At 66.0% G+C, this 22,259-nt stretch carries 24 protein-coding genes and 1 tRNA gene; 9 read left to right on the forward strand and 16 right to left on the reverse strand.

The features are described from left to right. Positions 1 to 13 precede the first annotated feature (13 nt). On the forward strand, positions 14 to 613 hold the full coding sequence (locus tag DK847_RS04525; RefSeq protein ID WP_245414524.1) for a DUF1989 domain-containing protein: 600 nt from the start codon (positions 14 to 16) through the stop codon (positions 611 to 613). Between the two features lie 104 nt (positions 614 to 717). Here the strand turns inward: DK847_RS04525 and DK847_RS04530 are convergent, their stop codons facing one another. From DK847_RS04530 to DK847_RS04550, 5 genes are all read right to left on the reverse strand, one after another. After that, positions 718 to 1,485 carry an anti-sigma factor family protein gene (locus DK847_RS04530; protein ID WP_146256045.1) on the reverse strand — a complete coding sequence of 256 codons (768 nt, stop codon included), beginning with the start codon at positions 1,483 to 1,485 and terminating at the stop codon, positions 718 to 720. Further along, complete coding sequence (locus DK847_RS04535; protein ID WP_111196455.1) at positions 1,482 to 1,991, reverse strand: RNA polymerase sigma factor; 510 nt, start codon at positions 1,989 to 1,991, stop codon at positions 1,482 to 1,484. Before DK847_RS04535 ends, DK847_RS04530 begins: the two co-directional genes overlap by 4 nt. 173 nt (positions 1,992 to 2,164) lie before the next feature. Next, entirely contained in the window at positions 2,165 to 3,526 is a 1,362-nt protein-coding gene (gor, locus tag DK847_RS04540; protein ID WP_111196456.1) for a glutathione-disulfide reductase, read from the reverse strand. Next, positions 3,523 to 4,218, reverse strand: coding sequence for a ribose-5-phosphate isomerase RpiA (gene rpiA, locus DK847_RS04545; protein WP_111196457.1), 696 nt, complete (start codon positions 4,216 to 4,218; stop codon positions 3,523 to 3,525). The genes gor and rpiA overlap by 4 nt, the downstream gene beginning before the upstream one ends. Next, positions 4,215 to 5,690: an NAD-dependent succinate-semialdehyde dehydrogenase gene (locus DK847_RS04550; protein WP_111196458.1), complete on the reverse strand. Its 1,476-nt coding sequence runs from the start codon at positions 5,688 to 5,690 to the stop codon at positions 4,215 to 4,217. Before DK847_RS04550 ends, rpiA begins: the two co-directional genes overlap by 4 nt. A gap of 80 nt (positions 5,691 to 5,770) precedes the next feature. On the opposite strand from DK847_RS04550, the gene gph reads away from it, so the two are divergent. The 3 genes from gph to DK847_RS04565 all read left to right on the forward strand — a co-directional run bounded on the left by gph (position 5,771) and on the right by DK847_RS04565 (position 7,374). Further along, a complete protein-coding gene (gene gph / locus DK847_RS04555) occupies positions 5,771 to 6,445 on the forward strand; it encodes a phosphoglycolate phosphatase (RefSeq protein WP_111196459.1) in 675 nt (224 codons plus the stop codon). A 94-nt stretch (positions 6,446 to 6,539) separates the two neighbouring features. After that, a tRNA-Val gene (locus tag DK847_RS04560) sits at positions 6,540 to 6,615 on the forward strand. Between the two features lie 138 nt (positions 6,616 to 6,753). Further along, entirely contained in the window at positions 6,754 to 7,374 is a 621-nt protein-coding gene (locus DK847_RS04565) for a sulfotransferase family 2 domain-containing protein (RefSeq protein WP_111196460.1), read from the forward strand. A 145-nt stretch (positions 7,375 to 7,519) separates the two neighbouring features. Here the strand turns inward: DK847_RS04565 and DK847_RS04570 are convergent, their stop codons facing one another. From DK847_RS04570 to DK847_RS04580, 3 genes are all read right to left on the reverse strand, one after another. After that, positions 7,520 to 8,104 (reverse strand): HdeD family acid-resistance protein, encoded by a 585-nt coding sequence (locus DK847_RS04570; protein ID WP_111196461.1) that lies wholly within the window; start codon positions 8,102 to 8,104, stop codon positions 7,520 to 7,522. 372 nt (positions 8,105 to 8,476) lie between these two features. Next, the gene (locus tag DK847_RS04575) at positions 8,477 to 8,893 is read right to left on the reverse strand and encodes an OsmC family protein (protein ID WP_111196462.1); all 417 of its coding nucleotides are present in this window, start codon (positions 8,891 to 8,893) and stop codon (positions 8,477 to 8,479) included. Positions 8,894 to 8,949: 56 nt separating this feature from the next. Next, complete coding sequence (locus DK847_RS04580; protein WP_161957147.1) at positions 8,950 to 9,486, reverse strand: HutD/Ves family protein; 537 nt, start codon at positions 9,484 to 9,486, stop codon at positions 8,950 to 8,952. Between the two features lie 91 nt (positions 9,487 to 9,577). Between DK847_RS04580 and DK847_RS04585 the strand changes: the two genes are divergently transcribed. The 3 genes from DK847_RS04585 to argE all read left to right on the forward strand — a co-directional run bounded on the left by DK847_RS04585 (position 9,578) and on the right by argE (position 13,093). Continuing rightward, entirely contained in the window at positions 9,578 to 10,777 is a 1,200-nt protein-coding gene (locus DK847_RS04585; RefSeq protein ID WP_111196463.1) for an amidohydrolase family protein, read from the forward strand. Positions 10,778 to 10,781: 4 nt separating this feature from the next. Beyond that, entirely contained in the window at positions 10,782 to 11,714 is a 933-nt protein-coding gene (locus DK847_RS04590; protein WP_111196464.1) for an SMP-30/gluconolactonase/LRE family protein, read from the forward strand. Between the two features lie 227 nt (positions 11,715 to 11,941). After that, entirely contained in the window at positions 11,942 to 13,093 is a 1,152-nt protein-coding gene (gene argE / locus DK847_RS04595; protein WP_111196465.1) for an acetylornithine deacetylase, read from the forward strand. Positions 13,094 to 13,203: 110 nt separating this feature from the next. On the opposite strand, the gene DK847_RS04600 is transcribed toward argE, so the two are convergent. The 7 genes from DK847_RS04600 to DK847_RS04630 form a co-directional block, all read right to left on the reverse strand. Then, positions 13,204 to 13,566, reverse strand: coding sequence for a GFA family protein (locus tag DK847_RS04600; RefSeq protein ID WP_111196466.1), 363 nt, complete (start codon positions 13,564 to 13,566; stop codon positions 13,204 to 13,206). Between the two features lie 212 nt (positions 13,567 to 13,778). Further along, positions 13,779 to 14,456, reverse strand: coding sequence for a DUF1028 domain-containing protein (locus DK847_RS04605; protein WP_111196467.1), 678 nt, complete (start codon positions 14,454 to 14,456; stop codon positions 13,779 to 13,781). A 13-nt stretch (positions 14,457 to 14,469) separates the two neighbouring features. Next, complete coding sequence (locus tag DK847_RS04610; RefSeq protein ID WP_111197247.1) at positions 14,470 to 15,579, reverse strand: class II histone deacetylase; 1,110 nt, start codon at positions 15,577 to 15,579, stop codon at positions 14,470 to 14,472. Then, positions 15,579 to 16,727 (reverse strand): aromatic ring-hydroxylating oxygenase subunit alpha, encoded by a 1,149-nt coding sequence (locus DK847_RS04615; protein ID WP_111196468.1) that lies wholly within the window; start codon positions 16,725 to 16,727, stop codon positions 15,579 to 15,581. Before DK847_RS04615 ends, DK847_RS04610 begins: the two co-directional genes overlap by 1 nt. 12 nt (positions 16,728 to 16,739) lie before the next feature. Next, positions 16,740 to 17,153 carry a RidA family protein gene (locus DK847_RS04620; protein ID WP_111196469.1) on the reverse strand — a complete coding sequence of 138 codons (414 nt, stop codon included), beginning with the start codon at positions 17,151 to 17,153 and terminating at the stop codon, positions 16,740 to 16,742. Positions 17,154 to 17,184: 31 nt separating this feature from the next. Then, positions 17,185 to 18,651 (reverse strand): 4-hydroxyphenylacetate 3-hydroxylase family protein, encoded by a 1,467-nt coding sequence (locus DK847_RS04625; protein ID WP_111196470.1) that lies wholly within the window; start codon positions 18,649 to 18,651, stop codon positions 17,185 to 17,187. Between the two features lie 3 nt (positions 18,652 to 18,654). Beyond that, complete coding sequence (locus DK847_RS04630) at positions 18,655 to 19,170, reverse strand: flavin reductase family protein (RefSeq protein WP_161957148.1); 516 nt, start codon at positions 19,168 to 19,170, stop codon at positions 18,655 to 18,657. Between the two features lie 94 nt (positions 19,171 to 19,264). Between DK847_RS04630 and DK847_RS04640 the strand changes: the two genes are divergently transcribed. Both DK847_RS04640 and DK847_RS04645 read left to right on the forward strand, forming a co-directional pair. After that, on the forward strand, positions 19,265 to 20,173 hold the full coding sequence (locus DK847_RS04640; RefSeq protein ID WP_146256046.1) for a LysR substrate-binding domain-containing protein: 909 nt from the start codon (positions 19,265 to 19,267) through the stop codon (positions 20,171 to 20,173). After that, complete coding sequence (locus DK847_RS04645; protein WP_161957149.1) at positions 20,170 to 21,420, forward strand: NAD(P)/FAD-dependent oxidoreductase; 1,251 nt, start codon at positions 20,170 to 20,172, stop codon at positions 21,418 to 21,420. Before DK847_RS04640 ends, DK847_RS04645 begins: the two co-directional genes overlap by 4 nt. 358 nt (positions 21,421 to 21,778) lie before the next feature. Here DK847_RS04645 and greA read toward each other — a convergent pair whose 3' ends face one another. After that, on the reverse strand, positions 21,779 to 22,249 hold the full coding sequence (gene greA, locus DK847_RS04650) for a transcription elongation factor GreA (protein WP_111196473.1): 471 nt from the start codon (positions 22,247 to 22,249) through the stop codon (positions 21,779 to 21,781). Between the last annotated feature and the right edge of the window lie 10 nt (positions 22,250 to 22,259).

Raw genomic sequence — 22,259 nt, forward strand, 5'->3', positions numbered from 1 at the left:
GGAGGACGACCACGTGACCACCACACTACAGACCATTCCGGCCCGCCGCGGCAAGGCCGTTCGCCTCAGCAAGGGCCAGTCCGTGAAGGTGATCAACACCCACGGCAACCAGGTGGTCGATTTCTGGGCCTTCAACGCCGGCGACCTGCGCGAGTATCTCGGCATGGAGCATTGCCGGGCCTTCTGGACGAGGCTGTTCCCGGTGGAGGGTGACAAGATGATCACCAACCGCCGCCGCCCGATCCTGACCATGACGAAGGACGCGAGCCCCGGCCGCCACGATACGCTGATCGCGCCCTGCGACAACGAGCGTTACGGGCTGCTGGGCTGCACGCACTACCACGACAATTGCCGCGACAACATGCATGCGGGCCTCGCCGAGCTCGGCCTCTATATCCCCTACACGCCGGACTCGCTCAACCTGTTCATGAACATTCCGTGGAAGGAAAACGGCGATCTCGAATGGGGCAACTGCCTGTGCAAGCCCGGCGACTACGTCGTCTTCCGCGCCGAGATGGATGCGATCGTGGTGTTCTCCGCCTGCCCGCAGGACATGCTGCCGATCAACAACGGCGTGACGGTGGAAGCGCATTTCGAGGTGCTGGACCAGTAACCAAAGTTCCGTCACCCCGGCGAAAGCCGGGGCCCCGCTTTTGCGTCAGCACAAGAGGAACCAAAGCGGGGTCCCGGCTTTCGCCGGGATGACGAATAGAGCGGTTACCCCTCGATCTTCTCGTACACCGCCTTGGCCAGCACCATCATCGGGTCTCTCGCCATTTCGCCCGCCACGGCCACGGCGAGCTTGCCGTCCTGCCAGGTGCAGGCGATGAGCTTGCCCTGTTCCTCGACCTTGAGCGCGGTTTCGACGTCGGTCCCCGGCGTGGCGAGCAGCACGGAGAGGCGCTGGCCCTGCTTGTCCTCATACATCAGCATGGCGGCGGGGCCGTTGCTCGCCGCCAGCAGGCGGCCGCCGAGCAGGGAATAGCCTTCCTCCGTCAGGTCCGGCACGGCGAAGGCGGTGCCCACGCGCTTCGACAGCCAGGCTTGCAGGTGCTCCCGGTCATCGCCCTTCACCTCGACCGGGTGGCGGACCTCGACCGCGAAGACGCTGTGCGCCTCGAGCGCCTGCTGGCCGAGATCGGCCACGGTGACCGGCGCCTCGCCCTTCAGGAACCAGCCGGCCAGGCCGCCGCACAGCAGCAGCAGGATGGCAGCCGCCATGGCAAGCCACGGCGAGGTGCGAGGGCGTGCCGCGCGCGGGCGCAGGGCGGTGGAAAGCTGAGGTGGCACGGGCTCGTCCAGCACGCCGTCGAAGGCGGACTTGAGGACCTCGCGCTGGCGCTTCCAGTCAGCCACCTTGCGGGCGGCCTCCGGGTCCCGCGCCAGCAGGGCCTCGACCTCGGCGCGCTGCTCGCGCGAGAGTTCGCCGTCGACATAGGCGTGGAGCGCCCATTCATCCATGTGTTCGTTACGGTCGTTGGTCATTTCACACGCCTCAGGCCGGTGTGGCCGCGTTCTTCCAGCATCTGCCGCATCTGCTCCCGCGCCCGTGACAGGCGCGACATGACGGTGCCCACCGGGACGCCGAGGATTTCGGAGACGTCGCGGTAGCTCATTTCCTCCAGCCCGACGAGCACGATCACCTCGCGGTGCTGTTGCGACAGTCGCTCCAGCGCCTCCTGTACGGAGCCTGCCGCCAGCCGGTGCTCCTGCTCCGGCGCAACGGCGTCCTCGCCATCCATCAGGTCGTCGACCGTCTTGACGACGTTCGAGCGGCCGTTGCGGCGGATGCCGCTGATGTGGAGGTTCCGCAGCATGGTGAACAGCCAGGCGCGGAGCGGCCGCGACGGGTCATAGAGGTGGCTCTTGAGCATCGCCCGCTCGAGGCAGTCCTGCACCAGGTCATCGGCCAGCGCCGGATCGCCCGTCAGCGCCCGGGAGAAGCGCCGGAGCACGGGCAGTTCAGTCGACAGCTGGCGGCGGAAGTCCATGGAAGAGGTCCTTTTGGAGAGATTACGCGGGGAAAGGGGGGATATTCCATGGAATTGGCCACCCCCCACCCCATCATCGCCGGGCTCGTCCCGGCGATCCCCTTGGCAGCGCCCAGGAAGATGCCCGGGACGAGCCCGGGCATGATGAAACGTGGGGCCGTGGCAGGAACCTCTCAGCCCGTCCACTTCTCGCGCATGGTCACCAGTTCCTCCGCTGCCGTCGGGTGCACCGCCATGGTGGCGTCGAAGTCGGACTTTTTCGCCCCCAGCCGCAGGGAAATGCCGAGGAGCTGCGCCATTTCGCCGGCGTCCGGCCCGCAGATGTGGCAGCCGAGCACCCGGTCGGTCTCGCCATCGACAACGAGCTTCATCAGTATGCGCTCGTCGCGGCCCGACAGCGTGTGCTTCATCGGGCGGAAGGAGGTCTTGTAGATGTCGACGGCGCGGACCTGCTCGCGCGCCTGCGCTTCCGTGAGGCCCACCGTGCCGAGTTCGGGCTGGGAGAAGACGGCGGTGGGAATCAGGCTGTGGTCGACCTTCACCGGCTTGCCGCCGAATACCGTGTCGGCGAAGGCATGGCCCTCGCGGATCGCCACGGGCGTGAGGTTGGCGCGGTTGGTGACATCGCCCACGGCATAGATCGAGGGCACCGTGGTCTGCGAATAGTCGTCCACCTTCACGGCATAATGCGGGGTGAGCTCGACGCCCGCCTTGTCCAGACCAAGGTCCATGACGTTGGGAATGCGGCCGGTGGCGAACATGATCTGGCCCGCGCCAAAGGCGGCGCCGTCATTGAACGTCACGCGCACGCCGTCACCGGAGCGCTCGATCGACGCGACGTCGGCCCTGGTGCGCAGCTCGATCCCTTTCTTCTTCATCTCGGCGGCGAGATGGTTGCGCAGGTCGTCGTCGAAGCCGCGCAGGATCTGCTCGCCGCGATAGACCAGCACCGTCTCGACGCCGAGGCCGGAGAAGATGCCGGCAAATTCCACCGCGATGTAGCCGCCGCCGACGATGACGATGCGCGACGGCAGCCGCTCCAGGTTGAAGGCCTCGTTCGAGGTGATCGCAAGCTCATGGCCGGGCAAGTGCCGCGGCACGAAGGGTGTCGCCCCCGTGGCGACGAGAATGTAGCGCGCGGTGACCTTGCGGCCGCCGGCGAGGCGAACGGTGTTGGCGTCCTCCACCGTGGCGCGCTCGAGGATCAGCTCGGCGCCCGCCGCCTCGAGGTTGCGGATATAGGCCTTGTTGAGGCGGTCGATTTCCCTGTTCTTGTTCTCGACCAGCGTCCACCAGTCGAAGGAGACCTTGCTCGAGGTCCAGCCGAAGCCCACCGCGTCCTCGAACTCCTCGGCGAATTTCGAGGCATAGACGAAGAGCTTCTTCGGCACGCAGCCGCGGATCACGCAGGTGCCGCCGACCCGATACTCCTCCGCCACCGCCACGCGCGCGCCATAGCGCGCCGCGATGCGGCCGGCGCGGACCCCGCCGGAGCCCGCGCCGATCACGAAGAGATCGTAGTCGAATCCGCTCATGCCTTGCGGAAGGTCTGCACCCCGTCATCGGTGCCCATCAGCACGATGCCGCAGATGTCGATGAACAGGCCGTGGTCAACGACGCCGGGGATCGACTTCAGCAGGTTGTCCAGCCGGCGCGGATCGGGGATGTGGCCGATGGTGACGTCGATGATGGCATTGCCGCTGTCGGTGACGAAGGGCTTGCCGTCCTTCAGGCGCAGCACCTGCTTGCCCTTGAGGTCGAGGATGCGCAGCGCACGGTCGATCTTCCACGAGGTGGCGTTGACGCCGAAGGGCACGACCTCGACCGGCAGCGGGAAGCGGCCCAGCGCATTGACCTTCTTCGACTGGTCGGCGATCACCACCATGTAGCGCGACGAGGTGGCAACGATCTTCTCGACCAGCAGCGCACCGCCGCCGCCCTTGATGAGCTGCCAGTTGGCGTCGAACTCGTCGGCGCCATCCACCGTCACGTCGAGATGCGGCTGCTTCTCAAGCGTGGTCATCTTGAGGCCCAGGCTCTGCGCCAGCTGGAAGCTGGCACGCGAGGTGGCCACGCATTCGACGTCGAAGCCGCCACGGGCCTTCTCGGCCAGCGCCTCGATGAAGTGGTTGGCGGTGGAGCCGGTTCCGAGCCCCACCTTGTTGCCGGCCTTGACGTATTCGAGCGCGGCGATGGCCGCCGCCTTCTTCTGCTGGTCTGCGGTCACTTGTTGAGCCCACCCATGAGCATGTATTTCATTTCCAGATATTCCTCGACGCCGTGGTGCGATCCCTCGCGGCCGAGCCCTGATTCCTTGACACCGCCGAACGGCGCTTCCGCCGTCGAGATGATGCCCTCGTTGATGCCGACCATGCCGTATTCGAGGCCTTCCGCCACGCGCCAGACGCGGCCGATGTCACGCGAATAGAAATAGCAGGCAAGGCCGAACTCGGTGGCGTTCGCCATGGCGATCGCCTCGTCCTCGGTCTTGAAGCGGAACAGCGGGGCCACGGGGCCGAAGGTCTCCTCGCGGGCCACCGCCATGTCGGTGGTGACGTCGCGCAGCAGTGTGGGCTCGAAGAAGTTGCCGCCCAGCGACTTGCCGCCGCTGACGATCTTGGCACCCTTCTTCACCGCATCGTCGATGTGCTCCTGCACCTTGGCGATGGCGGCCTTGTTGATGAGCGGGCCCGTGGTGATGCCGGCTTCCGTGCCGTCGCCCACCTTCAGGTTCTTGACGGCGGCGGCAAGCTTCTCGGCGAAGGCATCATAGACGCCTTCCTGCACGAGGATGCGGTTGGCGCAGACGCAGGTCTGCCCGGCATTGCGGTACTTCGACAGCATGGCGCCCTGCACGGCCGCATCGAGGTCGGCATCGTCGAAGACGATGAAGGGCGCGTTGCCGCCGAGCTCGAGGCCCACCTTCTTGATGGTCGGCGCGCACTGCGCCATGAGGAGCCGGCCCACTTCCGTCGAGCCGGTGAAGGTCAGCGCACGGACGATCGGGTTCGAGGTCATCTCCGCGCCGATCTCGCGCGACTGGCCGGTCAAGACCGAGAACACGCCTGCCGGAATGCCGGCGCGCTCGGCCAGTTCGCACAGGGCGAGTGCGGAGAACGGCGTCTCGTTGGCGGGCTTGCAGACGAAGGCGCAGCCGGCGGCCAGTGCCGGGCCGGCCTTGCGGGTGATCATGGCGTTGGGGAAGTTCCACGGCGTGATGGCCGCGACGACGCCGACGGGCTGCTTGATGACGACGAGGCGGGCGGCCGGCCAGGGCGACGGGATCGTCTCGCCATAGATGCGCTTGGCCTCTTCGGCGAAGAACTCGATGAAGGAGGCGCCATAGGCCACCTCGCCGCGCGATTCGGCGAGCGGCTTGCCCTGCTCGGCCGTCATGATCTGGGCGAGGTCCTCCTGGTTCTCCATCATCAGGTTGAACCACTTGCGCAGGATCGCGGCACGTTCCTTGGCGGTCTTCTTCGCCCAGTCCTTCTGGGCTCTCTGGGCAGCCTCGATGGCGGTGCGGGCCTCGGCGGCGCCGAGCTTCGGCACGGTGCCGATCACGCTCTCGTCAACCGGGTTGGTGACGTCGATGGTGGCAGAGCCTGCGACCCACTTGCCGTCGATGTAGCATTTCTCCTTGAGGAGGGACTTGTCCTTCAGTATGTCGCGCAACGCCTGGGTCTTGCGGATATCCATTGCGATCTCCTGTCAATCGGGTGGCGGCCTCTTAGCACGGGGTCCGGCCCGGAACCAAATGCCAGTTTAGGGAGGCAGACTTGCCTGATCGTGCGGTGATTTTCGACCTCGACGGCACCCTCGTGGACACCGCCCCGGACCTGATGCGGGCGACCAATTTCGTGCTCACCGGCATGGGCCGGCGGCCGCTGGAAATGCCGGAAGTGCGGGCCTTCGTGGGCCATGGCGCCCGCGCGCTCCTCACCCGCGGGCTGGCAGCCACCGGGGGCCTGCCCGATGCCTATGACGTCGAGGCGGATTACCGGCGCTTCGTCGACTATTATGCCGCCAACATCGCGCAGGGCAGCGCCCCCTTCCCCGGCCTCGTTTCGCTGCTCGACCGGCTGAAGGACGAGGGCTACGGGCTGGGTGTCTGCACCAACAAACTCGAGGGCCTTTCGGTGCTGCTGCTCGAGGCGCTCGACCTCGCGAAATATTTCGGCTCGGTCGTCGGGCCGGACACGCTGGGAATCGCCAAGCCGGATCCCAAGCCCTTCTTCGAGGCGGTGAACCGCCTCGACCTCGACAGCCCGCGGGCGATCATGGTGGGCGACAGCGAAACCGACATCCTCACCGCCCGCAATGCGGGCGTGCCGGTCATCGCCGTGCCCTTCGGCTACACCCCCCGCCCAGTGGCGGAATTCGCCCCGGACCGGCTGATCGGCCACTTCGACGAGGCCTACGGCGCCATCGAGGAGCTTTTCGCCGAGGCCTGACCGGCAGCCCCTCCGGTGGCTGACTTCGATGGTCGACTTGGGTGGTTGACTTGGGTGGAGCCTTCCGCCTATACGCAGCCCACCCCACAGGCACGGGCGATTAGCTCAGTTGGTAGAGCACTGTGTTCACATCGCAGGGGTCACTGGTTCGAGTCCAGTATCGCCCACCATTGCTCCGATCAGACATTCCATCTGCAAGGCGGCCGGTCCCAGGCCGTGACGTCATCTGCGGCCACCTCAAACCCCGCGACAGGCGCCGCGAAAGCAACTATCAATCGGGGAAGCCCCTTCAGCAGACCTGTTTCCCCATGGCCCCCGTCATCTGCAAGACCACCCGGACGGTCTATTACCCCGCCCCGAAGAGCGCCAGCACCACGCTGCGGGAGGTGTTCTTCGAGATCGAGAATGGGTATCGGTTCCGGCCCTTCACCATCAGCGGGCGGGAGGTGGACCTGTTCTGGCTCTATGGCCACAGCGAGCTGTTCAAGGAGGTGCCGGTGCCGGAAGGCCATGAGGTGTTCACCGTGGTGAGGGACCCCATCGAGCGCTTCCTGTCCTTCTACAAATGGGGCGTGGTCGACAATCACTGCCGGTTCGACAGGCCGGTGGAGATCAACGCCTTCGTGGCGGACTTCGCCACGCAGCTGAACCGCACGCCGAAGGTGCGCTTCCACCTGTCGCCGCAGTTCCTGTTCATCGGCACGGATCTGGGCTGGTATCACCGCATCTTCCGCATGGAAGAGATGGCGGAGCTGGGGCGCTATCTCAGCCAGCGGGCGCAGCGGGACATCACCGTGGGCAACGCCAACAGCAGTTCGCGGCGGTCGTCCGCCGACGCGCTCACGCCCCAGTCCCGCGCCCGCCTTGCCGAGATCTACCGCGAGGATTATGTGCTGCTGAAGGACTTCTACGCACCGCCCTCCGCTTGACCGTTTTCCGCCGCAGCCCATTCACCCGATAGGGCCATGGCCGGCCTGTTGCTTTTTGTCCCGCTCTCCGCCGCCGGCGAAGACAACCAAACAGAAAGAGCGGCCCTTGTGGGGCCGCTCCGGTGTGGTGCGCAATGCCGCAGGATCAGCCCTTGGCGTGGCCCTTGAGGCGGAAGGCCAGCACGAGCATGAGAACGCCGGCGGCGATGGCATAGGCCCCGATCACCCAGATGAGGGCCAGCGCGCTGGTCACCGGCCAGGCGAAGAGCATGATGCCGAACAGCACGGAGATGACGCCGTGCAGGATCAGCATCCACTCATTGTCGATCTCCTTGCGCAGGCGGATGGCGCCGATGATTTCCATGACACCGCTGACGATGGCCCAGGCGCCGATGAACCACAGCAGGTAGAGCCCCACCAGGACCGGGTTCGCAAAGGCGATGAGGCCAGCCAGGACGCCGAGGATGCCGACCACCGCCAGCCACCAGCGCGGGGCGGGCGTGCCGCCGCCGATGGCGGCGAAGATCGAGAACACGCCATCGACCAGCGCATAGGCGCCATAGAGGATGACGAGGCTTACGATGGTGATGCCCGGCCAGGCGAAGGCCAGGATGCCGAACACGATGGCGGCGACGCCGCGCAGCGCCAGCGCCCACCAGTTCTTGGCCAGGTTATGCAGCAGGATGGCGCCCGGTCCGAGGCCATGGCCTTGCGTCGTGGTATTGCTCATTGTCGTCCCTTCTCCGTTTAAACCCGCGATAATATTAGTCCAATCGCGCAACTTCCCGAACACAAAAATGCCCGCCGTCACGCCGGGCGGGCGCGGGGCGGGCAAGTTTCTGCGAAGAAGCTGCCAGACATCGGCCTGGCATCGGACGAATCATAGGCTGATTTGGCCGGGCGAGGCCAGTGCCGGACGGAACGAGGGTTAAGCCCCCCGGAGCCGCTTCCCCCGCGTTTTCAGGGGTTTTTGCGGAACCCGGCGGGGCGGCCATGCATTTTGCGAAGGCCTCGCCTCACATCAGGGGCCTGCGGCGCCAGCGTGCCCCGGCCCGCAGTAAACGCGGTGGTTGTACATATCTACAATGCACAACCACCGATTCTATTCCTCGATGATTTCGAAGGCGTGCTCGATCTTCGCCGTTTTGCCGAACATGATGGAGGCCGAGCAGTATTTCTCGGCCGAGAGGTTGATGGCGCGCTCCACATTGGCAGGCTTCAGGCCTTTCCCCGTGAGCTTGTAGATGATCTTCACATGGGTGAAGACCTTGGGGTCCTCCGCCGCGCGTTCGGCCTCCAGCGCCACGTCGAGCGCCGCGACCTTCTCGCGCATGCGCTCGAGGATCATCACGACGTCGAAGGCGGTGCAGCCACCCAGCCCGAGAAGCAGCATCTCCATCGGCCGCACACCGATGTTGCGGCCCCCCGCCTCTGGTGCGCCGTCCATCACCACCGCATGGCCGGAGCCCGATTCCCCGACGAAGGCCCGGCCGTCGAGCCACTGAACGCGTGCTTTCATGAGACTGTCTCTCCTCTACGAGGGGGCCTTCTAGCGGGAATGCGGGCGCGCGCCAATCACGAGGGCGAGAGCCGTGCGGCGTAGAGAAATCCCTCGGTATCCGCCGTGATGGCGTCGGACGCGATGGCCGCGTCGCCCTCGGCCAGCGCATGGCCGTTCACGTCGGCCGCACCCTGGAGCGCGAAGAGCAGGATGGGACCGGGATGCGCGAGGTCCGCACCGCTCGACAGCACATCCGCCACGGCCCGCCACGCGCCACGCCGGACGAACAGGTTCAGCGCCCGGCAGGGACCGTCGCGCAGGCGGCAGGAGGTCGGCACGTCGCAAGGGTATGGATGCGGCACGAAGCGGCGGTGGACGGCAAGGCTCCTGTGCCCCTCGAAGGCAAGGTCGAGGCCGTTGCCCTCGATTAGGGTGAAGATGCGGTCGACCAGCGGGTAATTCGAGAACGGCACGTCCGCCTCGATGCGGGCGATGGCGAAGCGCCAGCCGAAGTCATCCGTTCCCGGCGGGTCGGAGGCAATGTCCCAGGACACGCCCATGCCGTTGCGCCAGCGGCCCTCCGTGAAATCCGAGCTGCGAATGATCCGCATGCTTGCCCTGCCCTCGACACGTCCTGAGTGATGACGCAGTATGCCACTTCCGACGCGGCCCCAGAAGCCGCGCGCTTGACAGGAGGACAACATGGCGCATGACGCCGGGGCCGCGCCGGGCGGCCCGCAGAAGCTCGTGATCCGCAACATCGGCCTGCTGCTGTCAGGCGACATCGCCAACCCCATCCTCGATGCCGACACGGTGGTGGCGGAGAATGGCCGGATCACCGCCATCGGCCGCGCCAGGGACGTGGACCAGGAACACGCCACCCACATCATCGATGCCAATGGCACCGCACTCACCCCGGGCCTGATCGACAGCCATGTCCATCCCGTGGCCGGCGACTGGACGCCGCGCCAGAACCAGATCGGCTGGATCGACTCGAACCTCAATGGCGGCGTGACCACCATGATCTCGGCGGGCGAAGTGCACACACCGGGCCGCCCGCGCGACGTCATCGGCCTCAAGGCGCTGGCGATTTCCGCCCAGCGGCAATTCGCCAATTTCAGGCCCTCGGGCGTGAAAGTGCATGCGGGCGCGCCCTGCATCGAGCCCGAGATGGTGGAGCAGGATTTCAAGGACCTCGCCGATGCGGGTGTGACACTGCTCGGCGAAGTGGGTTTGGGTGGCGTGAAGGATGGCCCCACCGCCAGGCGCATGGTGGCCTGGGCGCGGAAATATGGGATCCAGAGCACCATCCACACTGGTGGCCCCTCCATCCCCGGCTCCGGCCTCATCGATGCCGACGTGGTGCTCGATGCCGACACCGATGTGGTGGGCCACATCAATGGCGGGCACACGGCGCTCCCTGACAAACAGATCCGCTGCATCTGCGAGGGCTGCAAGCGCGGCCTCGAGATCGTGCACAATGGCAATGAGCGCGCCGCGATCTATACGCTCCGGCTGGCGAAGGAGATGAAGGAACTCCACCGCGTCATCCTCGGCACCGATGCCCCTGCGGGCTCGGGCGTGCAGCCATTGGGCATCGCGCGCATGGTGTCGATGCTGTCCTCGCTGGGCGAGCTTCCGGCCGAGCAGGCGATCTGCCTCGCCACCGGCAACACCGCGCGCATGCGGAAGCTCGACTGCGGGCTGATCGAGGTGGGCCGTGCGGCCGACTTCGTGTTCATGGACAAGGCACAGCATTCGGCGGGCGAGACCCTGCTGCACTCGATCGAACTGGGCGACCTGCCCGGCATCGGCATGGTGGTGATCGACGGCCAGGTGAAATGCCAGAGGAGCCGCAACACGCCGCCCGCCACGCGCATTCCGACCATCATCAAGGGCTGACATCATGAGCCATCACCCCTGCCTCGCACCCGACTCGCAACGCTTCCTCGACCTCTTCCCCGCCGGTGCGGCGCTGACCAAGCTCGCCACCGGCTTCATCTGGGCGGAAGGCCCGGTGTGGTTCTCGGAACTCAACGAGCTGCGCTTTTCCGACATCCCCAACAACCGCATGATGCGCTGGTCTCCCGTCAGCGGCCTCTCGGTGTTCCGCCAGCCCTCGCAGCGCACCAACGGCCACACGCGCGACCGTGACGGCAACATGGTCTCCTGCGAGCATGGCGGGCGCTGCGTGAGCCGCACTTACATGGACGGCCGCTACGAGGTGCTGGTCACGCACTGGAACGGCAAGCGGCTGAACTCGCCCAATGACGTGGTGGTGAAGTCCGACGGCACCATCTGGTTCACCGATCCGCCCTACGGCATCATCTCCGACCATGAGGGCATCATGGCCGAGAGCGCCATCGGCAAGAACCAGGTCTATCGCTTTGATCCAGCCTCGGGCGAGCTGAGCGTGGTGGCCGACGACTTCGACCGGCCCAACGGCCTTGCCTTCTCACCCGATGAATCCGAACTCTACATCGCCGACTCAGGCTACGCCCGCGGCCACGGCTTCGGCTTCGAAGAGGGCCGGCCGCGCCATGTGCGCGGCTTCACCGTGGTGGGCGGTAGGACGCTGAAGAACAGCCGCGTCGTCGCCACCATCATGGAGAAGGTGCCGGATGGCCTGAGGGTCGACACCGGAGGCCTGCTGTGGATTTCCGCCGGCGACGGCATCCACTGTTATACGAAAGACGGAGAACGCCTCGGCCGCATCCTGGTGCCGGAGACGGTGGCGAACCTCACCTTCGGCGGCTTCGGCAAGTCACGCATGTTCATCACCGCCACGTCATCCCTTTACGCGATCGAAACATCGCGTGTCGGCGCGCAGACACCATAAAAAGAAAGGGTCCTGTTCATCACAGGACCCAGGCAAAGGGAGGAGGCGGGGGGACCCCAGGAAAGGGGGGAACGAAGCGACAGCTGACTTTCTCAGGAGACCCGCCCCGCCGACGATGGCGCTAACCACCGTGACCATGATCAATAAGCCAGCCGCCGCCCTGCTGCTTTGACATGCGTCAAATTTGGCTGCAGGAACGCAGAGAACCCCCGCGACAATGAGCCCCGATGAAAACCTCGCTTGAACACCTTGAAAAGCTGATCGCCTTCCCGAGCGTGAGCCGGGACCCGAACCTCGACCTCATCGCCTATGTGCGCGATTTCCTTGGCTCCTTCGGCGTCGACTCGCTGATCGTGCACAACGAGGACGGGCGCAAGGCCAATCTCTGGGCGACGATCGGGCCAAAGCATGTGCCGGGCATCGTGCTCTCGGGCCACACCGACGTCGTCCCGGTCGAGGGCCAGGCCTGGTCGTCCGATCCCTTCAGGCTCGAGAAGCGCAACGGCAACTACTTCGGCCGCGGCACGGCCGACATGAAGGGCTTCATCGCCTGCTGCCTGCGCGCCGCGGAACTCGCCTCGTCCCGGACGCTCCACACGCCGATCAACCTCGCCTTCTCCTATGACGAGGAGATCGGCTGCGTGGGTGTCCGCCGCCTGCTCGACATCCTGAAGGATGCGCCGGTGAAGCCGCGCCTCTGCATCGTCGGCGAACCGACGCTGATGCAGGCCGTCACCGCGCACAAGGGCAAGCTCGGCTTCCGCGTCACCGCCCATGGCCTCGAGGCGCATTCGAGCCTGGCGCCCATCGGCGTCAACGCCATCTACATGGCGTGTGATCTCATCGGTGCGATCCGCGCCATCCAGAAGGACATCGCGGACAATGGGCTGCGCGACGGCGACTACGAGGTGGCCTACACCACGCTCCATGTCGGCAAAATGCAGGGCGGCGAGGTGATGAACATCGTCCCCAACCGCTGCAACTTCGATTTCGAGATCCGTTACCTGCCGGAGGACGACGAGCGCGCCATCGTCACCCGCATCAAGGCCGCGGCGGAGAAGATCGCCGAGGGCTATCGCGGCGTGTTCGACAAGGCGCGCTTCGAATTCATGGACCTGCAGAGCTACCCCGCAATGAACACGCCGGTGGACAGCGAGGCGGTGAAGTTCGTGCATTCGCTGACCGGCGGCAATTCCACTGGCAAGATCACCTTTGGCACCGAAGGCGGATTGTTCCAGCAGGCGCTCGGCACGCCGGCCGTGGTCTGCGGCCCCGGCAACATCGCGGTGGCCCACAAGCCCGACGAGCACGTGAGCGAAGCCCAGATGGCGCAGTGCGACCGGATGCTGGAACGGCTGGTGGAGAAGCTGGCGTCCTAGCTCGCCCTCATCCCACCCTCATCATGGCCGGGCTTGACCCGGCCATCTTTTTGGTGGCCGCCAAAGAGGATGCGCGGGACAAGCCCGTGCATGATGGAGGTTTGGTACCCTTATCGTGGCATCCACTTCGGCCTTTTCCCCACATACGAATGATAGGCCGGCGCCAGTTCCTTCCTGTTGGCGCTATCGAAACTCCCCAGCACCAGCGCCACCACCGGCTTGTCATCGATGGCGCCGACCGTCGAGCCGCATTTGGGGCAGAAGCTGCGGCTCAAATAATCGGACGAGCGCCAGGTGGAGGGCCTCGTGCTCCAGGTCACCTTGTCCGCCGGGAATTCCACCCAATGCAGCGTCAACGCGCCCGAATGATGCTGGCACATGGTGCAGGAACAGGTGTGGGGCCTGAGCGGCGGCCCCTCCGCCGCAAAACGGATGTGGCCGCAGAGACAGCCGCCCGTGTAGGTCCGTGCCATTCATTCCTCCCTGTCGGTGCGGGGACGATGAGAGAGCGACCAGGGGTTGTGAAGGGGCTCACGCGAATGTCATCGGGGACTTCGGCCAAGCCTCCGCCTCCTCCCCTCATTCATCATGACCGGGCCAGACCCGGCCATCCTTTCTGTCGGCCGCGGAAAAGGATGCGCGGGTCAAGCCCGCGCATGATGAGGGAGGGGCTGATGAAAGGGACCTACGGATCCCCCGGCACGCCGTAGCTCGGCGCCTGCGTCGGGTCCACGGCGCGCTGGAGATAGGCGCCCATCTGCGGCTTGTAGTCTTCCCAAAGCCGGCGCAGCACCCTGATCGGGTTCTCGTCGTCCCAGTCGACGCGCAGCGAGACGAGCGGGAAGGCCTGTTCGTGATAGACGATCAAGGCCGCGGAATGCACCGGGCCCTCCTCGCCGCCGGAGTCGAGACCCGCCTCCAGGGAGCGCAGCAGGCGTTCCGCCAAGTGCTGGTCGGCATTGGCGGCGAAGGCATCGGTCATCGTCTTGGGCAGGCTCGCATGCTTCAGCAGATTGCCCGCCGCCACGCAGTCGCGCTGCTCGGAGACGCCATGCGTGCCGAGGATGTTCTTGCCGGACCAGGTGGCGGAGCGGCCCTGACTGTCCACTGCCGTGAGCTGGCGGTAATCGATGAAGGGGCGGTCCTTCTTCACCGCGGCGATGGCGTCGGCGGCACTGAGGCCCTTCTCCATCAGGTCGAGCAGCAACGGCCCGAGGTTGGGATCGGTGACATTCTGCGTCGCCACGGCGCCCACCCTGGCGCGGGCATGCGGGCAGCGCGCGCCCACCGCGATCGAGGATGTAGTGATGGCCACACCGAAGGCGCCCGACTTGGCGCAGCGGCCGGCGATGGAAAAGGTCATGCGTAATACTCCGTCAAAGGTCCTGCGCCTGCTCTTCGAGCAGGCGGCGCTGAAGCTGGATGAAGGCTTCTCCCGGCTGCTGCTGGATGGCGATTTCGAGATTGGGGTCGGTGACCTCGGTGCGCTGGCCCGACAGTGCCTCCATCAGCGCCTGGCCGCAGAAGGGCACATAGGCCTCGGAATAGCCGCCCTCATGCATCACCACCACGCGGCCGCCGCACAGCGCATCGGCCACCTCGAGCGTCGTCTGCATCAGCCAGCGATAGGTGTCGCTGTGGGCCATCATGCGCGACAGCGGGTCGACAATGCTGGCGTCATAACCGCAGGCGACGACGATGAGCTCGGGCCGATAGCGCTCCAGCGCCGGCACCACGATCAGCTCCATGGCATCGACGTAAGCCTGGTGGCCGCCGCCGGGCAGCAGCGGCACGTTGATGTTGTAGCCCTCGCCCCTGCCCCGGCCACGGTCCTTCGCGAAGCCGGAATCGGTGGGGAAGCAGCGGTCCTGGTGGAGCGAGATGGTCAGCACGTCCGGACGCTCGTAGAAGATCGCCTCCGTGCCATTGCCGTGGTGCACGTCCCAGTCGATGACGGCGACCCGAGAAAGCTTGTGCTTCGCAATGGCCCGCTCGATGGCGAGCGCGCCATTGGCGAGGAGGCAGAAGCCGAGGCCCTTGTCCGGCAGGCAGTGGTGGCCGGGCGGGCGCGACAAGGAATAGGCATTGCGCAGTTCACCCTTGAGCACCGCATCGACGGCTTCCGCCGCGAGACCGGCGGAGACGCGCGCGATGTCATAGCCGCCGGGGCCGAAGGTCGACTCGAAACCCATGTCGCCGCCCTCAGCCTTGCTCAGTTCGGCGAAGCGATCGAGATAGGGCGCGGGATGAACGCGCAGCAGGTCCTCGCGCGTCAGCATGGGTGCGCTGCGGACATCGAGCTTGTCGGTGAGGCCCGAGACATCCATCAGGCTCTTCAGGCGGCGCTTGCTGTCGGGCGACTCGCAGAAACCGGACGCATTGGGCGGCTGCACCCAGCCGCCGACGGGAAAGAACAGCGCGAAGGGCTTGCCGAAATGCCAGAGGCACTTCTCGTCGAAGAAAAATCCGGTGCGGCGCTGCGGCATCAGCACAGCCTCTTGGCGAGGTAGCGCGCGAAGTCGTGGATCTCGCGTTCGAGCCAGCTCAGGGGCCCGCGCGAGGCGAAGGGCGCCCGCGAGCCCTGGTAAATGCCTTCCACCACGAACTTGTCCTCCGCATTCACCCGGTCGAAGAAATCGGCGAGCTCCTTCACCCAGGCATCACGGCCCTCGCCCAGCGCCTCATGCACTTCCGGAGCGAGCGCGATGCCGAAGCGCAGGTGCACCTGCCCCGTGCCCTCCGGCCTCAGCGACAGATACCACAGGTGATCGGGGGCCAGCACATACATGTGGGTGGGGAAGATGGTGGGGAGAATGGACGTGTGCCGCCACTTGGCCGTGAGGCGCGTGTTGGAGGGATGCGCGCGGCCATAGCGGGCCGTCTCGTCCTTGGTGAAGGTCTGGTAGGTGAAGGCGTCGTAGGTCTCTTCCGGGAACTCGGTGTCCTCCACCGGGAACCATGCGCCCACCGTGGCCTTGTGGGCGACGGGGAGGTGATAGCCTTCCATGAAGTTCTCGTTGAGGAGCTTCCAGTTGGTCGCCCATGTGTGGTCCTGGTGGATGACGGGGATGTAGCCCGCCATGGCATAGGGCTCCACAACGGGGAGCAGCGGCGCCAGCAGGCTCGCGACGCTGGGCGCGTCCTTGTTGAGCGTCACGTAGATCCAGCCTTCCCAGATCTCGGTGCGGATTTCGGGGAGGCGATACTGCTTCTTGTCGAAGGCCGGGTCGCGGCCGCCCATGTGGCCGGCACCGATCACCTTGCCCTCAGTGTCATAGGTCCATGCATGATAGGGGCAGACGAGCTTCCGGCCGCAGGAGCCGCGGCCCTCGGCGAGCGGCATCATGCGGTGCAGGCAGACGTTGGAGAAGCTCCTGACCGCGCCATCCTCGCCGCGGATCGTCAGCACCGGCTGGTCGTTGATCGAGAAGGTGATGTAGTCGCCGGGCTTCGGAATATCCGCCGCTAGGCCGGGGCACAGCCATTCCCTGGCGAAGATGCGCTCGCGCTCCAGCTGGTAGACATCCTCCGAGGAATAGAGGAGCGGCGGAATGGTGTCCGCCTGCGAGAAGGGCGTGGCCGCCACCGCGGCGAGCGTCTTCAGGGCACGCTTCACGTCGGGTGGCGGGGCCATGGCTCTCTCCTGCTAGGGAATGACGGCGGTGACTTCGATCTCGACGATCCATTCCGGCCGGGCCAGCGCGGTGATGACAAGGCCCGTCGAGCACGGGAAGACGCCCTTCAGCCACTTGCCCATCTCGCGGTAGACGTCCTGGCGGTAGCGGATGTCGGTGAGGTACACGACGATCCGGCAGATGTGGTCCATGTGGCCGCCCGCCTCCTCCATCAGCATCTTGATGTTGGCCATGGTCTTCGCTGTCTGCGCGGCGGCGTCGCCGACGTGCAGCGACTCGCGCGTGTCGAGGTCCTGCGAGACCTGGCCGCGCAGGAACACCATGGTGCCCTTGGCGACGACACCCTGGCAGAGGTCGTTGTCGAGCTTCTGCTCGGGGTAGGTGTCCTTGGTGTTGAAGGGGCGGATGCGCTTGTGGGCCGTCATGGTCTGTTCCTCGTGATTCTGCTGCTGGACATTACTCTGCGGCCTGCTTGGTGACACCCCAGATATTATTGGAGAGGCCGCCTGCCTTCTGCGCAAACCTCAGGGGCTGGTTCCAGTCGAAAGTGCGGTAGACCGCGGCGGACTGGGCGAAGGGCGGCGACTGGGCGAAGAGCTGGAAGGTGAGGCGGTGGCCGGCATAGTCCGAGTTCAGCGCGTCCCGCGCCAGTGCGAGGAGCTTGCGGCGGTCCTCCGCCTGCCACTCGTCGTTGACCGTGTAGTACTTGTCCATCCACTGCTTGGTCTCGGGATGGTCGAAGACGGCGCTATCCGGCGTCACGCAGATCTGGCCGCCGCAGAGTTCGCGGGCGATGTGCATCATGCGTGGCAGGTTGTTGAGCGCGTGGCAGCGGCCGGTGAAGAGCAGCGACTGGTTCGGCATGAGGAGGCCGTTGGGGCTGCGCTCGCCCGTCGCGATGGCGGCGGTCAGGTGCGCATTGATGCCCTCGCGCCAGATGGCGAGCTCGGCCAGCTTCTCCTGCACCGCCTGCTGCTTGTCGAGACCTGTCTGCTTCGCATTCCACAGCGCGGCACCGATGATGAGGTCGGCGTAGCTGAGCGTTCTCTGCACGAAGGGGAAGGCCGAATAGCGGTGCAGCGTCTGGCGGATGAAGGCAGCGGCGCGGGTGTGCTGGTAGAACAGGATGTCTTCCCAGGGGATCAGCACATTGTCGAGGATCATCAGCGTGTCGACCTCGTCGAACTTGTTCGAGAGGGGATAGTCGCGCTCCGGTGCCCTTCCGGTGAAGCCGGTGCGGCAGATGTGCTTCACGCCCGGCGCGTCCATCTTGACGATGCAGCCCAGCGCGTATTCCGAGAGCTTGGCGTCGCCCCAGTTGGCGATGGTGGGCTTCAGGAAGGCCTGGTTGGAATAGGCCGCGGCGGTCTCGTACTTCGCGCCGCGGATGATGATGCCGGCATCGGTCTCCTTCACCACATGGACCAGCATGTCCGGGTCCTGGTCCTGCGGGCGCTTGGAGCGGTCGCCCTTGGGGTCGGTGTTGGCCGAGACGTGGAAGGGGTCGTTCTTGATCACGAGGTGGATGTGGCGCTCGATGTTCTCGGCGAAGCGCGGGTCGATCTCGTTCAGGATCTCCTTGCCGTCCCACAGCGACCACATCTCGCCGATGGTCTCGTCGCCCACCCGGGTGACCACACCGCCGATGTCGTTCATCACCGTGTCGACGGCCTTGCGCTTGTCGTCCCAGTCCTTCTTCTCGAAGGGAAGACGGAGCCCGATGGGGAAGCGCTCGCCATCCTCCTCATAGGTCATGATCTCCTGCGTCTTCGCCTCGTGCTGCATGTCGTAGATGCGGGCGCGGATGTCGACGAGGGGCTTGAACTGCGGGTGGCGGGTCACGTCCTTCACGCGCTCGCCATTGATCCACACCTCGCGGCCGTCGCGGAGCGAGTCACGGAATTGTTCGCCAGTCCTGATCATGGTTCAGTTTCCCTCGTGATGGACGATGCGCGCGAAGGCGCGGTTGCAATAGACCAGCGGGTCGGCGGCACCGGAGTGCGCGGCGACGACGCGGCCGATGAAGATGCGGTGCGTGCCGGCATCGAGCTGGTCATGCACTTCGCATTCGAAGATGGCGGTGGCGTCCGAGACGAGAGGCAGGCCCAGCTCGCCGTCGCGCCAGTCGTGGTTGGAAAAGTCAAAGGGCCTCCCCTCGCGCGGCCGGCCGGCGAAGGTCTCGGCATAGGCGCGGTGCGCCGCGGAGAGCAGGTTGACTGCGAAGACGCCGTTTCCTTCCACCGCCGCGACGGCCGGGCTCTTGCGGTTGATGCAGCAGAGCACCAGCGGCGGCTCGGCCGAAACGGAAGAGACCGCACTCACCGTGAGGCCGAAGCGGCCCAGGGGACCGTCCGTCGTCACCACCGAGACGCCGGTGGCGGCAAGCCCCATGGCGGCCGTGAATTGTGCCGCGCCAACGGGCGGCTTAGCCATCGCGTTCATCTGCCCGTTCCCTCCGTTCAGATGCCCCGAGCTTGACACCGGATGCATGCTTCGGAAAAATAGATTATATCGGGCCGCTGGATAGGATTTTACGATGCTGCGCTATACGCTGCGCCAGGTGGAATATGCCGTGGCGATCTGGGACCACGGCTCGGTGGCCGCGGCCTCGGCGCATCTGGGGGTGGCGCAGCCCACGCTGTCCGCCTCGCTCGCCAAGCTCGAGGAGCAGATCGGGCTGCAGCTGTTCATCCGCCACCATGCGCAGGGGGTGAGCCCCTCGCCCGCGGGCCTGCGCTTCCTCGCCGAGGCGCGCAACCTCTTGACCCATGCGCAGGACCTGCAGCGTGACATGCTGGCGGCGGGCACCGCCATCGAGGGGCAACTGTCGCTCGCGAGCTTCGCCACCATCGCGCCCTCCTTCGTGCCACCGCTGATCAAGACCTTCACCAGCCTCCACCCCAAGGTGACGATCCGCATGGCGGAGGGGACACAGGACGAATTGTTCAAGGGCCTGCGCGGCGGCGACTTCGACCTGGCGCTCCTCTATGATGTCGACATGCCGGAGGATTTCACGGTCACACCGCTCACCTCCTTCGCACCCCATGTGCTGCTGCCCGGAAAGCACAGGCTGACGCGCCTCAAGAACGTGCCGCTCGTTGCACTGAAGGACGAGCCCTTCGTGCTGCTCGACATCGCGCCGAGCCGGACCTACTTCACGCGCATCCTCGAGACCGCGGGGATCGTGCCGAAGGTCGCCTTCTCGTCGCCTTCACTCGAGGTTGTGCGCGGCCTCGTCGGCCAGGGGCTCGGCTATTCGATCCTGGTGACGAGACCATACGGGGATCATTCCTATGCGGGCGAGGAATTGGCGGTGCGGCCCATCGCGGACGAGGTGGAGCGCGGCGTCATCGCGCTTGCAGCACTCAGGCAAATGCGCAAGACACGGCTGGTCTCGGCCTTCGAGGCGCATTGCGTGGATTTCTTCAGGACGGTGAAAGCGTGACCCAACCTTCAGCCACCATCATCGGCGCCGGCATCGTCGGCGTCTCGGCCGCCACCTTCCTGCAGCGCGAAGGATACAAGGTCACCATCATCGACCGCGTGCCGCCGGGCGAAGGGGCGAGCTTCGGCAATGCCGGCGGCCTCGCCTTCGCCGAGATCGTGCCGACGGTTCACCCGCACATGCTGATGAAGATCCCCGGCTGGCTGCTGGACCCCCTGGGCCCGCTCACCATCCGCTGGTCCTATTTCCCCAGGGCGCTGCCGTGGTTCCTGTCGATGGCGCGCAATTCGCTGCCCGACCGGGTGAAGGCCATCACCGCGGCACGCGCCGACCTGGCGCTCCGCGTGGTCTCCGATTTCGAGACGCTACTGAAGGCCGCGGGCACGGCCGACATGATCCGGCTGCAGGATACGCTCAGGCTCTATGACAGCGAGAAGCAGTTCCTGTCCGAGGCCAGCGAGCGCGAGATCAAGAAGGCCCATGGTTATGAGATGACGCGCATCTCGGGCGACGAGGCGCGCGAGATGGAACCGGCGCTGGGCAAGACCGTCCATTGCGGCGTGTTCCATGGCGGCTGGTATTTCCTCACCAATCCCGGCCGCGCGGTGAAGTCCATCGCTGCGGAGGTGGTGCGGAATGGCGGCACCGTCCTGCAGGACGAGGTGGTCACGCTGGAGCGCGAGGGCAATCGCGTGACGGGCCTGCGCCTCAAGGACTACGGGCTGCATGAGGTGGACCGGCTGGTGATCTGTGCGGGGGCCTATTCGCATTTGCTGGCGCGGCAGCTGGGCGAGAAGGTGCTGCTCGAGGCCGAACGCGGCTATCACATGGTGCTGCCGAATTCGGGCGTGAACCTGTCGCGCTCGCTCACCATGGCGGGCAAGCCCGGCGCGGCGACGCCCATGGAAATGGGACTGCGGCTTGCAGGCTCCGACGAGTTCGCGGGGCTCGATGCCGCGCCCAATTATGCCCGCGCCGATGCGCTGTGGACGAATTTCAAGACCGTGCTGCCGGGGCTGAAGGAGCCCGATGCGGAGACCACGCGCTGGATGGGGCGCCGGCCCGGCACGCCGGATTCGCTCCCCGTGATCGGGCCGTCGAAGACCACGGCCAATGTCTGGTACGGCTTCGGGCATGGCCACATGGGGCTGACCTGGGGGCCTTCCACCGGGCGGCTGATCGCGGAGGCCATGACGGGTGTGAAGAGCAACATCGACATGGCGCCGTTCCGGGTGGACCGGTTCTGAGACCGGAAACTCCCCTCCCCACAAGGGGGAGGGAAGACAGCCGCATGCCCACCACCCGGATCTCGGCTGCGGAGTTTTTTCCTTGACTTTCTTTCAGACCTATGCTAGGTATGTATTCTCTGGCGTACCTGCTGCTGATTGACATGGTGAATCCGTTTTCCGCAAGGCCACGCCCCGGCCCTGCCCCTCCCGTTGCCCGGCGCCGTCACGCCGGGGAGCGCGGGGCGGAGCTTTGGGTGGCACCCCCCGGATTCATCATGCGCGGGCTCGACCCGCGCATCCTTTCGCTGCGAGCAAAAGGATGGCCGGGACAAGCCCGGCCATGATGAGGGAGGGACGAGAGAGAGCGGAACCGCAATCAGCCCAGCCCCTCGAGCCCGGTGATCTCCACCTCGCCGCCGGGCACCTCGGCGGCATCGCCAACCTTCTTCCCCATCAGCGCGCGGGCCATGGGGGAGGTGTAGGCGATGAGGCCCTTGGCCGGGTCGGCTTCGTCCTCGCCGACGATGGAGAAGACCTGCCTCCGGCCATCCTCGCGTTCAATCGACACCCGCGTGGCGAAGGCCACGGCCTCCGGTTTCCCGGCACTGCCCACCAGCTGCGCTGACGAGCGCCGCTGGGTCCAGTAGCGGAGGTCGCGCGAGGCGCGCGCGATCATCGCCTTGTCCTGGTCGTGCTGGCCTTGCGCGAGGAGCTTTCGGCAGGCCTCGATCTCGCCGTCGATGAGGGCCAGGCCGCGCGCCGTCACGAAATTGGGGTTGGCGCTGACGGGACGCTCGGGAAGGTCCTCCGGGCGGTCATCTTGTTCTTTGACAAAGGCGCGGCTCATGGCTTCTATG

Origin of the sequence: Aestuariivirga litoralis (assembly GCF_003234965.1) — a bacterium.
GTDB classification, from domain to species: domain Bacteria; phylum Pseudomonadota; class Alphaproteobacteria; order Rhizobiales; family Aestuariivirgaceae; genus Aestuariivirga; species Aestuariivirga litoralis.

Coding starts and splice junctions, on each gene's coding strand:
- DK847_RS04530 (WP_146256045.1), bottom strand. CDS start 1,485: ATGACCAACGACCGTAACGAACACATGGATGAATGGGCGCTCCACGCC.
- DK847_RS04535 (WP_111196455.1), bottom strand. CDS start 1,991: ATGGACTTCCGCCGCCAGCTGTCGACTGAACTGCCCGTGCTCCGGCGC.
- gor (WP_111196456.1), bottom strand. CDS start 3,526: ATGAGCGGATTCGACTACGATCTCTTCGTGATCGGCGCGGGCTCCGGC.
- DK847_RS04550 (WP_111196458.1), bottom strand. CDS start 5,690: ATGGATATCCGCAAGACCCAGGCGTTGCGCGACATACTGAAGGACAAG.
- DK847_RS04565 (WP_111196460.1), top strand. CDS start 6,754: ATGGCCCCCGTCATCTGCAAGACCACCCGGACGGTCTATTACCCCGCC.
- DK847_RS04570 (WP_111196461.1), bottom strand. CDS start 8,104: ATGAGCAATACCACGACGCAAGGCCATGGCCTCGGACCGGGCGCCATC.
- DK847_RS04575 (WP_111196462.1), bottom strand. CDS start 8,893: ATGAAAGCACGCGTTCAGTGGCTCGACGGCCGGGCCTTCGTCGGGGAA.
- DK847_RS04580 (WP_161957147.1), bottom strand. CDS start 9,486: ATGCGGATCATTCGCAGCTCGGATTTCACGGAGGGCCGCTGGCGCAAC.
- DK847_RS04585 (WP_111196463.1), top strand. CDS start 9,578: ATGGCGCATGACGCCGGGGCCGCGCCGGGCGGCCCGCAGAAGCTCGTG.
- DK847_RS04590 (WP_111196464.1), top strand. CDS start 10,782: ATGAGCCATCACCCCTGCCTCGCACCCGACTCGCAACGCTTCCTCGAC.
- argE (WP_111196465.1), top strand. CDS start 11,942: ATGAAAACCTCGCTTGAACACCTTGAAAAGCTGATCGCCTTCCCGAGC.
- DK847_RS04600 (WP_111196466.1), bottom strand. CDS start 13,566: ATGGCACGGACCTACACGGGCGGCTGTCTCTGCGGCCACATCCGTTTT.
- DK847_RS04605 (WP_111196467.1), bottom strand. CDS start 14,456: ATGACCTTTTCCATCGCCGGCCGCTGCGCCAAGTCGGGCGCCTTCGGT.
- DK847_RS04610 (WP_111197247.1), bottom strand. CDS start 15,579: ATGCCGCAGCGCCGCACCGGATTTTTCTTCGACGAGAAGTGCCTCTGG.
- DK847_RS04615 (WP_111196468.1), bottom strand. CDS start 16,727: ATGGCCCCGCCACCCGACGTGAAGCGTGCCCTGAAGACGCTCGCCGCG.
- DK847_RS04620 (WP_111196469.1), bottom strand. CDS start 17,153: ATGACGGCCCACAAGCGCATCCGCCCCTTCAACACCAAGGACACCTAC.
- DK847_RS04625 (WP_111196470.1), bottom strand. CDS start 18,651: ATGATCAGGACTGGCGAACAATTCCGTGACTCGCTCCGCGACGGCCGC.
- DK847_RS04630 (WP_161957148.1), bottom strand. CDS start 19,170: ATGAACGCGATGGCTAAGCCGCCCGTTGGCGCGGCACAATTCACGGCC.
- DK847_RS04640 (WP_146256046.1), top strand. CDS start 19,265: ATGCTGCGCTATACGCTGCGCCAGGTGGAATATGCCGTGGCGATCTGG.
- greA (WP_111196473.1), bottom strand. CDS start 22,249: ATGAGCCGCGCCTTTGTCAAAGAACAAGATGACCGCCCGGAGGACCTT.